Annotated in this window: 5 protein-coding genes; all 5 read left to right on the top strand. The window is 74.3% G+C overall.

Features of this window, described 5'->3' with window-relative positions; translation table 11 throughout:
* Positions 1-3: 3 nt before the first annotated feature.
* The 5 genes from ABZ490_RS13150 (at position 4) to trpC (ending at position 15,264) form a co-directional block, all read left to right on the top strand.
* Entirely contained in the window at positions 4-11,244 is an 11,241-nt protein-coding gene (locus ABZ490_RS13150; RefSeq protein WP_358988627.1) for an amino acid adenylation domain-containing protein, read from the top strand.
* Positions 11,245-11,356: 112 nt separating this feature from the next.
* Positions 11,357-12,235, top strand: coding sequence for an ABC transporter permease (locus ABZ490_RS13145; RefSeq protein WP_358988625.1), 879 nt, complete (start codon positions 11,357-11,359; stop codon positions 12,233-12,235).
* Positions 12,236-12,261: 26 nt separating this feature from the next.
* Complete coding sequence (locus ABZ490_RS13140) at positions 12,262-13,509, top strand: cytochrome P450 (protein ID WP_358988622.1); 1,248 nt, start codon at positions 12,262-12,264, stop codon at positions 13,507-13,509.
* A gap of 1 nt (position 13,510) precedes the next feature.
* The gene (locus tag ABZ490_RS13135) at positions 13,511-14,461 is read left to right on the top strand and encodes a TauD/TfdA family dioxygenase (RefSeq protein WP_358988620.1); all 951 of its coding nucleotides are present in this window, start codon (positions 13,511-13,513) and stop codon (positions 14,459-14,461) included.
* A gap of 23 nt (positions 14,462-14,484) precedes the next feature.
* Entirely contained in the window at positions 14,485-15,264 is a 780-nt protein-coding gene (gene trpC, locus ABZ490_RS13130; RefSeq protein WP_358988618.1) for an indole-3-glycerol phosphate synthase TrpC, read from the top strand.
* Positions 15,265-15,282: the final 18 nt, after the last annotated feature.

Here is a 15,282-nt window from a genome sequence, read left to right as displayed (position 1 = left end):
GCCATGACACCTGTTCAGACGGTCGGCCTGCCGCTCACCGCCGGCCAGAAGGACATCTGGTTCGACGCGAAACTCTCCGGCGGGGGCGCGACCTACAACACCGCCATCTACTGGGACATCCGCGGCCCGCTGGATCTCGACCTCTTCCGCGGCGCGCTCGCGCGGCTCGTCGACGAGTCGGAGTGCCTGCGCGTCCGGTTCGACGAACAGGACGGTGAGCCGCGCCAGTTCGTCGAAGCGCTCGACACCCTGCCGCTGACCGTCACCGACGTGAGCACCGCGCCCGACCCCGTGGCCGCCGCGCGGCAGGCGATCCGCGAGGACCTGGCCGTACCGTTCCCCATCGACGAGGAGTCCGACGGCGACCGGGGGCACGCCCCGCTGTTCCGGCTGGGCGTGTTCGTGCTCGGTCCGCGGCGCACCTTCTTCTGCCTCGTCAACCACCACCTCGTCTCCGACGGCTTCAGCTACGTCATCTACTTCCAGCGGCTCTCCGAGATCTACGGCGCCCTGCTCGACGGCACCCCGCCCGAGGAGGGCCGCTTCCCCGGGCTCGCCGCTCTCGTCGACGCCGAGGCGGCGTACACCGCGTCGGCGAAGAGCGGCCGGGACGCGGCGTACTGGCAGGAGCAGGTGGGCGACGGCCCCCAGCTGATCAGCCTGGCCACCCGGGACGCCCAGCCCGCCCAGTCCTTCCACCAGGAGGGCACGGTGCTGCCCGAGCGGACGGCGGAGCTGCTGCGCACGGTCGCCTGGGAGTCCCGGGTGACCTGGCAGACCACGTTCGCCGCCGCGCTCGGCGCCTACACCGCGCGCACCGCCGGCACCGAGGACGTCCTGCTCGCCCTCCCGGTGACGGCGCGCGTCGGGGGCACGACGCAGCGCATCCCCGGCATGGTGGTGAACAACCTGCCGTTACGGCTCGCGGTGTCCGCCGGCACCACACGCGCCGAGCTGCTCACGGCGACGTACCAGGTGTTCTCGCAGGGCCTCAGGCACCAGCGGCACCGGGTCAGCAGGATCCGCAGGGCCATGGGCCTGCCCAGCGACGACCGGCGGCCGTTCGGCCCGTTCCTCAACATGATGCCGCAGGTCGAGAAGCTGGCCATCGGCCCGTGCGAGGCCACCATCCACAGCCCGTCCACGGGACTCGTCGACGACCTGGAGTTCACCGTGGCGGACAAGGGAGACGCCGGGCTGGGCGTCGACCTCAGCGGCAACACCGCACGCTACGACCGGGCCGAGGTCCGCACCCACCTGGACCGGTTCACCGCCTTCCTGGAGGCCTTCCTCCAGGCCCCGCCCGACGCCCCGCTCGGTGGGCTCGACCTGCTCACCGACGACGAGCGGGCCGGTCTCACCGCCGCGCTCACCGGGCCCGTCCGCGAGACCCCCTACCGGGGGGTCGTGGAGCGGGTGCGGGAGCAGGCCGCCCGGGCACCCCACGCGGTGGCCGTCACCGACGACGGCGGCAGCATCGACTACGCCGAGCTGGTCGGCCGGGCCTCCGCCGTCTCCCGTGTCCTGACCGGCCACGGCCCGGTGGCCGTCCTCTGCGAGCCCGGCCGGGACTTCGTCACCGCCGAACTCGCCGTCCTCGGCGCCGGACGTGCCTTCGTGCCCCTCGACCCCGGCGCGCCCCCGCCCCGGCTGGCCGCACTGCTGCGGGACAGCGGCGCCGGCTTCCTGCTCACCCAGGACGAGCACGCCGGCCTGGCCCATGACGTCGCCGGCCCGCTGCCCGTGCACGTCCTCGACGCCCGCACCGACCCCGCGAACGCGCTGGCCCCCGTCACCGGCGGCCCGCTGGACCTCGCCTACGTCATCTACACCTCCGGCTCCACCGGCAAGCCCAAGGGCGCCATGGTGCAGCGCGGCGGCATGGTCAACCATCTCCTCGCCAAGATCGAGGAGTTCGGGCTCACCGGCGCCGACGCACTCGTCCACAACGCCCCCGTCACCTTCGACGTCACCGTCTGGCAGACCCTGACGACCCTGCTCGTCGGCGGCCGCGTCCGCGCCTTCGGCCGCGGTGACGCCGCCGACCCGGACGCCCTGTTCCCCGCCATCGGCGCCGAGGGACTGACCGTCATCGAGGTCGTGCCCTCCCTGCTCCGCGCCACCCTCGACGTCTGGGACGCGGCGGGCCCGGCGCCCGAGCTGCCCGCCCTGCGGTGGATGATCTCCAACGGCGAGGCGCTCCCCGCCGACCTGTGCAGGCGCTGGTTCGCCCGCTACCCGGACATCCCGCTCGCCAACCTCTACGGCCCCACCGAGTGCTCCGACGACGTCACCCACGCGTACGTCTCCACCCCCGGCGAGCTGGACGCGCCCGTCGTGCCGATCGGCCGGCCGCTGCGCAACACCCGCCTGCACGTCCTCGGCGCCGACCTGCGGCCGGTGCCGCGCGGCGCGCGGGGCGAACTGTTCATCTCCGGGTGGGGCGTCGGCCGCGGCTACCTCGGGGACCCGCGTCGCACCGCCACCACGTTCGTGCCCGACCCGTTCGCCGCCGACGGCTCCCGGATGTACCGCACCGGCGACCATGTCGTCCTGCGCCCGGACGGCCGACTGGCCTTCGTGGGCCGCGTCGACCATCAGGTCAAGATCCGCGGCCAGCGCATCGAACTCGGCGAGGTAGAGGCGGCCCTGCGTGAACTGCCCGGCGTCGCCGACGCGGTGGCCGCCGCCGTCACCGACCCGGCCGGACAGAAGCGGCTCGTCGGGTACGTCGTCGGTGCCGACACCCGCCCGGACACCGCGGCCGCCCGCGCCCTGCTGGCACAGCGACTGGCCGGCGCCCTGGTGCCGACCGTCCTCGTCGCCCTGGACGAACTGCCGCTGACCGCGCACGGCAAGGTCGACCGCAGGTCCCTGCCGGCCCCCGACTTCGGGGCCCCCGGACAGGGCCGCGCCGCGCGCACCGACGACGAGCGCATCCTGTGCCGGATCCTGGCCGAGGTGCTCGGACTGCCCGAAGTCGGCCCCGAGGACAGCTTCTTCGCCCTCGGCGGCGACAGCATCAGCTCCCTCCAGGTGGTCGGCAGGGCACGCAAGGAGGGGCTGCTCGTCACGGCCCGCGACGTCTTCCGGCACCGCACCCCGGCGGCCATCGCCGCCGTCGCCGGACACGCCGCACAGGCGGCACCCACGGCCGAGGAGGACGGCATCGGGGAGGTCGAACTCCTGCCCGTGGCCGAGCAGTTGCGAGAACTTCTGGCGCATCTCCCGGACGAGGCAAAGGAGTTCGCGCAGTACTTCGCGGTGAGCGTGCCCGCCGAGGTGGACGCCCCACGTCTGGAGCGCGCGCTCCAGGCCGTCCTGGACCGCCACGACACGCTGCGGCTGCGCCTCGCCCGCCCGGTCCCCGGCCTGTGGTCCCTCAGCACCCGGCCCCGGGGCGCCGTCGCCGCCTCCGACGTCCTCACCACCGTCCCCGTACCCGAGGGCGCCGACCGGGCCGTACGCCTGGCCGAGGAACTGGCGGCGGCCCGCGGCCGGCTGCGCCCCGAGGACGGGCTCGTCGCACAGGCGGTGCTGCTGACCGGGCAGGGCGCCGGCACACTGCTCCTGGTCGTCCACCACCTCGCCGTCGACGGCGTGTCCTGGCGGATCCTGCTGCCCGACCTCCGGTCCGCCTGGGAGGCCGTCACCGAGGGGCGCGAGCCGCAGCTCGACCCCGTCCCGACCTCCTACCGCCGCTGGGCGAAGGCTCTGTCCGAGGAGGCCCGCACCGCCGACCGCATGGCCGAACTGCCCTTGTGGACGCAGCAGTCGAGCGGGGCGCCGGCGGTGCTCACCGCGCAGCCGCTGGATCCGGCCCGTGACGTGCACGGCAGCGCCGGCCGGCTCCGCGTCGAACTGCCGGCCGAGCACACGGCGGCCCTGCTCACCCAGGTGCCCGCCGCCCTCCACGCCGAGATCAACGAGGTGCTCCTGACCGGTCTCGCCCTCGCCCTCGTCGAGCGGGCCCGCCGCACCGGGGCCTCCGACGTCACCCGAGCGCTGATCGAGCTGGAGGGCCACGGCCGCGAGCAGAACGCCGGGGACCTCGACGTGTCCCGTACGGTCGGCTGGTTCACCAGCGTCTTCCCCGTCGGCCTCGACCTGGGCGAGCTCGACCTGTCCGACGCGTGGCAGGGCGGCGCCTCCCTCACGGCCGCGCTCAGGCGGGTCAAGGCCGCCCTGCGCGCCCTGCCCGACCACGGCATCGGCCACGGCCTGCTGAGCCACCTCAACCCGCAGACCGCCACCGTTCTCGCCCGCACCCCCGTCCCGCAACTCGCCTTCAACTACCTGGGCCGGTTCCCGGTGAGCGGCGGCGACTGGTCCCTGAGGGCCGGCGGCGCCGGCCAGACCGCGGCCCCGGGCACACCGCTGCGCCAGCCCGTCGACATCGTGGCCGTCGCCGAGGACCGCCCCGGGGGCCCCGTCCTCGTCGCCGACTGGACCTGGGCCTCCGCGCTGCTCGACGAGGCCGACGTACGGGATCTCGCCGAGACCTGGTTCCGCGCCCTGGAAACCCTGGTCGCGCACGCGGACCGGCCGGGCACCACGGGGCGCATCCCGTCCGACTTCCCGCTCGTCCGGGTCGACCAGCGGGAGATCGACGCGTACGAGAGCGAACTGCGCGGTGTCACCGACATCCTGCCGCTCTCCCCGCTCCAGCGCGGACTGCTCTTCCAGGCCGAGTTCGACCGGCAGGGCATGGACGCGTACACCCTCCAGGTCGTCATGGACATCGGCGGCCCCCTGGACCCGGCCGCGCTGCGGGCCGCCGCCGTCGCGCTCCTCGACCGCAACCCGGCCCTGCGCGCCCGTTTCCGCGAACGCGACACCGGCGATCCGGTCCAGCTGATCCCCGACCAGGTCGACCTGCCGTGGACCGAGGTCGACCTGACCGACGTCGCCGCGGCCGACGTGGACGCCGAGGCGGCCCGCCGCACCGACGAGGAGTGGCTGCACCGCTTCGACGTCACCCGCGGCCCGCTGACCCGGTTCACCGTCTACCGGTTCTCCGACGACCGGCACCGGGTCGTGTGGACCACGCATCACCTGCTGGTCGACGGCTGGTCCCTGTCCGCCGTGCTCGCCGAGGAACTGGTCACCCTGTGGTCCAACGGCGCCGACACCACCGCCCTCGCCCGGGTGGCCCCCGCCCACCGTCACCTGGAGTGGTCGGCGGCCCAGGACAAGGACGCCGCCCGCGAGGCCTGGCGCGCCGAGCTGGCGGACATCGAGGAAGCGGGCGGGGCGACCCGGCTCGGCCCCGCCGACCGCGACCGCGTCTCCGTGCTGCCCGAGACCCTCGTCACCGACGTGCCCGCCGAGGTCACCGCCGCGCTCACCCCCTGGGCGCACGACCGCGGCCTCACCCTGAACACCGTGATGCAGGGCGCCTGGGCCGTCGTCCTGGGCGCGCTCACCGGACGACAGGACGTCACCTTCGGCGCCGTCGTCTCCGGCCGGCCGGCCGAACTCCGGGAGGTGGAGCGGATGGTCGGCGCGTTCCTGCACACCCTGCCGGTCCGCGCCCGGCTCGACGCCGCACAGCCCTTCGAGGTGATGCTCGCCGAGCTCCAGGACCGTCAGCTCGGCCTCGAACCGCACCACCACCTGGGCCTCGCCGAGGTACAGCGGTGCGCCGGCAGCGGCGAGCTGTTCGACACCGTCGTCAGCTTCCACAACTACCCGGCCGGCGCCCTCGACCGCATCGGAGAGCACATCCCCGGACTGACCATGCTCGGCTGGAAGGCCCGTGTCGTCGCCGAGTACCCCCTGGCGATCGGTGTCTTCCCGGCCCCGGACGGCCGGCTGAGGGTGGAGGCCCAGTACCGGCCCGACGTGTTCACCGAGGAGCGGACCGCCGCCTTCGTACGACGCTTCCTCCGCGTCCTGGAGCGCCTCGCGGCCGACCCGGGGATCCCGCTCGGCCGCCTCGACACCCTCGACGAGCACGAGCGGCACCGGCTCACCGCCGACTGGGCGGGGGCCGGGACCGCGCTGCCCGAGCCCGACCTGCTCGCCACCGACACCTTCGAGCGGTGGGCCGCCTGGTTCCCGGACAAGCCCGCCGTCTCCCTCGGCGCCGACGTCCTCGACTACACCGAGCTGAACACCCGCGCCAACCGGATCGCCCGGCTCCTCGTCGCCCGGGGGGTGCGCCCCGAGGAACCGGTCGCCGTGCTGCTGCCGCGCTCCCCGGAGCTGGTGGTGGCGGCCCTGGCCGCGATGAAGGCGGGCGCCGTGTTCCTGCCCGTCGACGTCGACTACCCGGCCGACCGCATCGCGTACCTCCTCGACGACGCGCGCCCCGCGGTCCTGCTCACCGACACCGCGACCGCCGCCCGCCCGGCGGGGCTGCCCGGCCCGGCCCGCGTCCCCCTGATCCTCGACTCACCCGGCATCGCGGCGGACCTGGCCGGACTCTCCGGCGCCGACCTCACCGACGCGGACCGGAACGAACCGCTGCACCCGCGGCACACCGCCTACATGATCTACACCTCCGGCTCCACCGGCCGCCCCAAGGGCGTGACCGTGCCGCACGCCGCGCTGATGGCGATGGTCGACAGCCTCACCGGGCGGTTCGACCTCGACCACGACGTCCGCGTCCTGCAGTTCGCGTCCTTCAGCTTCGACGCGTCGATCTTCGGCATCATGCTGGCCCTGCTCAACGGCGGCACCCTGGTGATCGCCGACGAGGAGCACCGCACCCCGGGACAGCCGCTCGTCGACCTGATCAACGGCGCCGGCATCACCCTGGCCGCGCTGCCGCCGGTCGTCGTCGGCGCCCTCCCCGAGGGCAGCACGCTCCCCGCCGACCTGCGCATGGTGGTGACCGGCGAGGCCGTTCCGCCCCAGGTCGTCGACCGCTGGGCGGGCTCGGTGCGGATGTTCAACGGGTACGGCCCCACCGAGGCCGTCGTGGGCTGCACCGTGAGCGGACCGCTCGTACCCGGCCGCGGCCGCCCGCCGATCGGCCGGCCCACCAGCGCCCACCGCGTGTACGTCCTGGACCACGCGCTGCGGCCCGTCCCGGCCGGCTGTGCCGGCGAGCTGTACGTCGGCGGGGGACTGGCCCGCGGCTACCTCGGCAGGCCGGGGCTGACCGCCCAGCGGTTCGTGCCCGACCCGTACGGGCCGGCCGGCGGCCGGATGTACCGCACCGGCGACCTGGTGCGCTGGCTGCCCGACGGCGAGCTCGACTACCTGGACCGCGCCGACGACCAGGTGCAGCTGCGCGGCATCCGCATCGAACTCGGGGAGATCTCCGCGGCGCTGACGGCCATGCCCTCGGTCGACCAGGCCGCCGTGGTGATGCGCGAGGACGCGGCGGGCGAGCGGCGACTGGTGGCGTACGTGGTGGCTGCCGCCGCGTCCGGAGCCGGGGCCGGTGCGGACACCGCCGCCCTGCGGGACCGCCTCGTCCGGGAACTGCCCGACTACATGGTGCCGTCCGCCGTGGTCGCCCTGGACGCGCTCCCGCTCACCACCAACGGAAAGCTGGACCGCGCCGCCCTGCCCGACCCGGACCTCGGGGCCGGTGCCCGGGGACGCGCCCCGCGCACACCCGTCGAGGAGATCCTGTGCGGCCTGTTCGCCGACATCCTCGGCCGTGACCGGGTCCACGCCGACGACGACTTCTTCGAGATCGGCGGGCACTCGCTGCTCGCCACGCGCCTGGTCAGCCGGGTCCGCGGCGTCCTCGGCGCCGAACTTCCCATCCGGGCCCTCTTCGAGGCCCGCACCGCCGCCGAGCTCGCCGCCCGGGTGGGGCAGGCGGACCGGGCCCGGCCGCCGCTGGCACCCGCGCCCGCCGGAACCGAGCGGCCGCTCTCCTTCACCCAGCAGCGGCAGTGGTTCCTCAACCGCCGCGAGGGGACGGCGGACGGATCGTTCAACTCGGTACTGGCCTTCCGGCTCACCGGGCGGCTCGACACGGACGCCCTGCGGGCCGCGGTGCGCGACGTCGCCGAGCGGCACGAGGTGCTGCGCACCGTGATGCCGGACACCGACGGGGTGCCGTCGCTGCGCCTCCTGGACGCCGCCGCGGGCCGAGCCGCCGTCGAGGTGGTGCCGGTCCCGGCCGACGAGGTGACCGCGGCGGTGGCCGCGGAGGCCGACCGCGGCTTCGACCTCACCGAGGAGCCCCCGCTGCGGGTCCGCCTCTTCCCGGCGGGACCGGACGAGTCCGTGCTGCTGTTCGTGATCCACCACATCGCGTTCGACGGCTGGTCGATGGGCCCGTTCCTCGGCGACTTCGCCGCCGCCTACCGGTCCAGGAGCACGGGCCGCGCGCCCCGCTGGGAGCCGCTGCCCGTCCAGTACGCCGACTTCGCCGTCTGGCAGCGCGCACTGCTCGACGACGACGACCCGGACGGGCTCGCCGCCGAACAGCTCGACTTCTGGCGCGACGCGCTCGCGGGCCTGCCCGACGAGACACCGCTGCCCGCCGACTTCCCGCGCCCGGCGCAGGGGTCGCGGGAGGGCGACGTGGTGCTGTTCGACGTGGACGCCGGCCTCCGGTCGGCGATCGGGGAGCTGGCCCGCGCCACCGGCACGACCGAGTTCATCGTCTACCAGGCGGCGCTGTCGGCCCTGCTGACCCGGCGCGGCGCGGGTACCGACATCCCGGTGGGTGTCTCGGTGGCGGGCCGCACGGACGACGCGCTCTCGGACATCGTCGGCATGTTCCTCAACACCCTGGTGCTGCGCGGCGACACCAGCGGCGACCCGACGTTCCGCGAACTGCTCGACCGGCTCCGGGAGACCGACCTCGCGGCCTTCTCCCACCAGGACGTGCCCTTCGACCGGGTCGTCGACGCGCTGCGGCCGGCCCGCGCGCTGAACCGGCACCCGCTGTTCCAGGTGTCGCTGACCGTGCAGTACGACGGCGTACGCGACCTCGGCCTGCCCGGCCTGACCGCGCGCCCCGAGTACGTCCCGTCCCGGCAGGCCAAGCTCGACCTCGTCGTCGAACTGGTGCCGTGGCACGACAAGGACGGCATGCAGGGCCTGCTGACCTTCAGCAAGGACCTGTTCACGCGGGAGACGGCCGAGAGCCTGGTGCGGCAGTTCACGCGGGTCCTGCGGGACGCGGTGGCCGATCCGGACGTACGGATCGGGGACCTGGAGGTCGGGGGCACGGACACGCCGGCCGCTGCGGCCGGCGCGGCTCCGGACTTCGACGAGATCGTCCGGGAGCTGCCCGACGTCACCCTGCTCGACCTCTTCGCCGAACTGGTCGCCGGGAAGCCCGGCAGCGTCGCCGTCGGCAGCGGGCCCCAGGCGCTGTCGTACGGCGAACTCGACCGGTGCGCCGACGCGTTGGCGCGCACCCTGGTCGCGGCCGGAGCCGGCCCCGAGCGCACCGTGGCGCTCGCCGTGCCGCGCGCCGCCGACCAGGCCCTCGCGGCACTCGCGATCCTCAAGGCGGGCGCGGCGTACGTGCCGCTGGCCGCGGACGAACCGGGTGACGGGATCCGGCGCCTCTTCGAGGACGTCGACCCGGTGTGCGTCCTGACGACGGCGGGCATGGCGGGACGGCTGCGGGCGACCGGGGTGCCGGTGCTCGTCCTCGACGTCGCGGCACTGCGCGGCACGGCCGACGACGACCACCGGCCCGTGACCGCCACGGCACGGCCCGGCCAGGCCGCGTACGTGATCCGCGGCGGCACATCCGGCACGGTCGTGGAACACCGCACGGCCGCCGCCCGGGTCGCCGCCGCCCTCGACGCGGGACGGCCCGGTGAGGCCGGGCTGTTCGGCGCGCTGCTCGCCGGGACCGGCGTCGCCTCCCGCGAGCGACCGCCCGCCGCGTGGGCCGCACCGGACACGTTCCCGGTGGACACGGCCCACCGGCCGGCCCACGGCTACGTCCTGGACGAGGCCCTGCGCCCGGCCCCCGAGGGCGAGCTGTATCTCGCGGGGGCGGCCGTCGCCCGGTCCTACGCGGGCCGGGCCGGCGCCACCGCCGGGCGGTTCGTCGCCGATCCGTGGGGCGGGGCAGGGGCACGGATGTGGCGGACGGGCCGGATGGTGACCCGGGGCGGCGATGCTCCGGTCGGTCCGGCGCGGCCACCGCAGCCACCGCGGCCGGTCGCCGACGCGGCCGACCCGGTCGTGGCCCGGCTCTGCGCGATCGTCGCCGAGGTGGTCGGGGCCGAGTCCGTGGCCCCGGCGGAGAACTTCTTCGAGACCCGGTCCATGGACAGCATGAAGTCGCTGCGCCTGGTGGCCCACGCCCGCAGGGCCGGCCTCGAGCTCACCATCGCCGATGTGTTCACCCACCAGAGCGTGGCCGCGCTCGCGACGGCGCTGCGCCCGGAACCGGAACCCGGGACGGCGCCGGAGCCGACGGCCCCCGCTCCCCGGGACACCCTGCGCCTCACGGCCGAGGCGATCGAGGAGACCGAGGGCCTCGACCACGCGGACACCTTCGCACCGATGCTGTGCATCCGTCCGACCGGCGGGCGCCCGCCCGTCTTCTGCGTCCACAGCGGTGTCGGCCTCGCACTCTCCTACCTGCCGCTGGCCCGCTGGATCGGTCCGGAGCACCCGGTCTACGGCATCCAGTCGCCCAGCGTTGTCGACGGCGCACCCCTGCCCGACAGCATCGAGGCGAACGCCGCGGCGTACATCGACCTCATCCGCCGGGTGCAGCCCGAAGGGCCGTACCACCTGCTCGGCTGGTCGTTCGGCGGACTGCTCGCGTACGAGATCGCGGTGCAACTGCGGGCCGCCGGACAGCAGGTGGGCCTGCTGGCCAACCTGGACGCCTATCCCCGGACCGGTGCCGTCGACGAACGGGACGCGCAGGGCAGCCTGGCCTGGCTGCTGGAGGGCATCGGACACCGGCGCGATGAGTTCGGCGACCGGGATCTCAGCCCGGCGGACATCGTCGACGTCCTGCGTCGCGACGGCAGCGCGCTGGCCCGCGTGGGGGAGCGGCGGATGACCCGCATGGTGGATCTGATGGCCCGCCACCAGATCCTCAACACCCGTTACCGGCCGGGACGTTACGACGGCGAGATGCACCTGTTCCTGGCCGACCGCTCGCCGTGGGGCGAGGAGACGGACAAGGAACGCCTCTGGGCCCCGTACACCGGCGGCACCGTGACCGCGCACCACCTGGACTGCGCCCACGACGACATGCTCAGCCCCGGCCCCCTGGACGAGATAGGCCGGGCGGTCGCGGCGGAACTGAAGCGGCTGCACACCGAGCAGGACGGGAGCGAACGGTGACGGCGGCGGCCCCGCGCGCAGACCTCGGCACGGCACGCCGCCCGTACGACGGCCCGACGTCCCCCGCACCGCGCCGGCCGGCGGAACCCGCCCCGGACGAACGGAAACCCTCATGACGACCACCCTCCCCCAGGCGCCGCCCCCCGCGGCGCCCACCCCCGGCCGGGCCTCTGTCGCGCATCCCCTCCTCGACGGGGCCCGGCCGGGCGGAGCCCGGACCTTCGGGACCGAGGTGCTCGCCGTCCTGGGACGCAGGCTCAGGCGGCTGCGCCGGGGGCCCGGCCGGGCCATCGGCGTCGTGCTGAACCCGCTCGTGTCGATGGTGCTGCTCGGCTATCTGTTCCGGGACGCCATCAGGCTGCCCGCCGGCGGCAGCTACGTCGAGTACGTCTTCGCCGGCGGCGCCGTCCAGGTGGGGCTCGCCTGCGTGGGACCGACGGCCGTGTCGATGGCGATGGACCTCCAGGGCGGCATCGTCGACCGGTTCCGCTCGCTGCCGATCAGCCGGTCCGCCGTGCCGCTCGGGCACACCGCCGCGGACTTCCTCGTCGCCCTGGCCGCGCTCGCCGTCACCACCGGGGCCGGGCTGCTGCTCGGCTGGCGTTCGCACACCGGGCTCCTGCCCACGCTCGCCGGATTCGCCCTGGTCGCGGTCTTCACCTACGTGATGCTGTGGCTCGGCGTGCTGCTCGCCACGACCCTGCGCAGCATCGAGACGATCAGCGTCGTCGCGCCGTTCATCGTCGTCGTGCTGCCCTTCCTGTCCAGCGCCTTCCTCTCCCCGCAGTCCATGCCCGGCGTCATCCGTCCGATCGCCGAGTGGAACCCGGTCAGCGCCGTCATCGCCGCCTGCCGCGACCTGTGGGGCAACCCCGCCACCACGGGCCCCGGCTTCGTGGGCGAGCACCCGCTGATCGTGGTCGCGGTGACCCTGACCGCGCTCTTCGCGGCCTGTTGCGCCCTCAGCCTGCGCCGCTTCCGAAAGCCCTGAGCCCGAAGCCGTAAGGAACACCCACCATGCCTGTCACAGAACGCGCGGCGGCGCCCGACCCCGCCTCGCTCGACCTCACCGACCCGCAGACCTTCCTCGACGTCGACCAGCACGCCATGTGGCGCAGGTTCCGCACCGAGAGCCCCGTGCACTGGCAACCGGCCGGCCCGGCCGGCCCCGGGTTCTGGGTGATCTCCCGGTACGCGGACGCGGTCGCCGTCTACCGCGACAACAAGCGTTTCACCTCCGAGAAGGGCACCGTCCTCACCACGCTGCTGCGCGGCGAGGACTCGGCCGCCGGCAAGATGCTCGCCGTCACCGACGGGGTGCGCCACCGCGAGATCCGCAACCTCATGCTGAAGTCGTTCTCGCCGCGTGTCCTCGAGCCCGTCGTGGACGGTGTGCACCGGCACACCCGTGACCTGCTCGGCGCCGCCGTCGCGGCGGACCGGACCGACTTCGTCACCGACGTCGTCGACCACATCCCGATGCACACCATGGGCGACCTCCTCGACATCCCGGCCGCCGACCGCGCGCAGCTGGTCGAGTGGAACACCCGGACGCTGTCGCGGCACAGCTCCGAGGAGAGCGAGTTCGAGTCGCTCCTGGCGCGCAACGAGATCCTGCTCTACATCTCCGGACTCGCCGCCGAACGCCGGGCGAAGCCGGGCGACGACGTCCTCAGCACCCTGGCCACCGCCACCATCGGCGGCAGGCCGCTGACCGACGACGAGATCGTCCTCAACAGCTACAGCCTCATCCTCGGCGGCGACGAGTCGACCCGGATGTCGATCACCGGCGGGCTCATCGCCCTGGCCGGGAACCCCGAGCAGTGGCGCCGCCTCAAGAGCGGCGAGGTCACCCCGGAGTCGGCGACGGAGGAGATCCTGCGCTGGACGACACCCGCCATGCACTTCGGGCGCCGCGCCCTCACCGACGTGGAGATCGGGGACCGTACCGTCAAGGCCGGTGACGTGGTCACCCTGTGGAACGCGTCCGCCAACTTCGACGAGGACGTCTTCACCGACCCGTACACCTTCGACGTCGGCCGCACCCCCAACAAGCACGTGGTCTTCGGCCACGGACCGCACTTCTGCCTCGGCGCCTTCCTGGGCCGGGTCCATGTGAACGCCATGGTGGAGGCGCTGCGCGCCATGGTCGCCGACATCACCCTGCTCGGCCCTCCGCAGCGTCTCTACTCCAACTTCATCCAGGGCTACAGCGGCCTGCCCGTCGCACTGCGCGCGGAGCCGGCCGGCGAGGAGGTTCGCTGAGATGCGCCACGAGACACGGACCACGGGCGGCACCACGCTCGCGATCCTGTACACCGGGACCCCGTCCGACGCCTGGGACGAGGCACGCTGGAACGAGGTGCGCGGCCGGACGCGGGTGCTGCTCGACGCGTACGGTGCGGTCCTGCTGCGGGGCGCCGGCATCCCCGACGTCACCGCGTTCCACGGTGCCGTCAGCCGCTTCGGCGACGACCTCATCGAGAGCTATCGGGGCGGCAACACCCCTCGCAAGACGCTCTCCGACGGTGTCTTCACCTCCACCGAGTATCCCGCGCGCTACGACATCACCCTGCACAACGAGCTGTCTTACGCCCGCAGTTGGCCCGAACGGCTGTACTTCTGCTGCCTGGACGCACCCGACACCGGCGGCGCCACCCCGGTCTGTGACGGCGAGGCCCTGCTCGGCGCGCTCTCCCCGGAGGTGCGGGAGCGGTTCGCCGCCGGGGTGGTCTACCGCCAGTACCTGCACGGCGGGGCCGGGCTCGGCAAGTCCTGGCAGGACACGTTCGAGACGGACGACCGGGCCGTCGTCGAGGAGTTCCTCACCGAGTCGGGTGCCGACTTCGTGTGGACGGCCGACGGCGGGCTGCGGGTCGGCCAGCACCGCCCGGGGGTCCGCAAGAACCCGCGCACCGGCCGCGACACCTGGTTCAACCAGGCCGACCAGTGGCACCCCTCCAACCTCCCCGGCGACGAGGGCGAGCTGCTCCTCTCGCTGACCGACTCGGTCGACGACCTGCCGCACTGGGTGACGTACGCCGACGGCACGCCCCTCTCCGACGAGGACCTCTCCGAGGTCCGCGCGGCGCAGCGCGCGCACCGGCTGATCGAGCCCTGGCAGCAGGGCGACGTGATGATCGTCCACAACCTCTCCGTCCTGCACGGCCGGGAGGCGTTCACCGGGACGCGCAAGGTCGTCGTCTCGATGACCTGAGCAGACGAGAAGGGATCAGCCGCATGACCGTGCTCGACGACATCGTGGCGGGGGCGCGCGAGGACCTCGCGGAGCGCCGACGCGCCGTACCGGAAGAGGAGTTGAGGCGACGGGCGACGGCGCGCGGCCCGGGCGTGGACTGCGTGTCCCTGCTGAGGGCCGTGGACGGGAGCCCCCGGATCATCGCCGAGGTGAAGCGCGCGAGTCCCTCCCGCGGCCCGCTCGCCACGATCGCGGACCCGGCCGGGCTCGCGGCGGAGTACGAGAAGGGCGGCGCGGCCGCGATCAGCGTGCTGACCGAGGGCCGCAGGTTCGGCGGCGGTCTCGCCGACCTGGACGCGGTGCGGGCCGGGGTCGCCCTGCCGGTGCTGCGCAAGGACTTCGTCGTGGACCCGTACCAGGTCTGGGAGGCACGGGCGCACGGCGCGGACCTGGTGCTGCTGATCGTGGCGGCGCTCGAACAGCCGCTGCTGGCCGATCTGTCGGCACTGGCCACGGAGATCGGCCTGACGCCGCTGGTGGAGACCCACGACGAGGCGGAGGCCGAGCGGGCGCTCGCGGCGGGGGCGCGGGTGATCGGCGTCAACGCACGCGATCTGCGGACGCTGAGCGTGGACCGGTCGACGTTCGCGCGGGTCGTCCCGTACCTGCCGGCCGATGTCGTGCGGGTCGCGGAGTCGGGGGTGCGGGTGGCTGCCGACGTGGCGGAGTACGCGGAGCTGGGGGCGGACGCGGTCCTGGTGGGGGAGGCGGTGGTCGTCGACGGTGACGCGGCGTCGGCGGTCGCGCGGCTGCGGGGCTGACGCCCGTTCAGGGGCGCG

The organism is Streptomyces sp. NPDC005811 (assembly GCF_040630405.1).
Taxonomy (GTDB): domain Bacteria; phylum Actinomycetota; class Actinomycetes; order Streptomycetales; family Streptomycetaceae; genus Streptomyces.
Note: the sequence above shows the minus strand (reverse complement) of the source record. Positions and strands in the feature narration are given on the sequence as shown.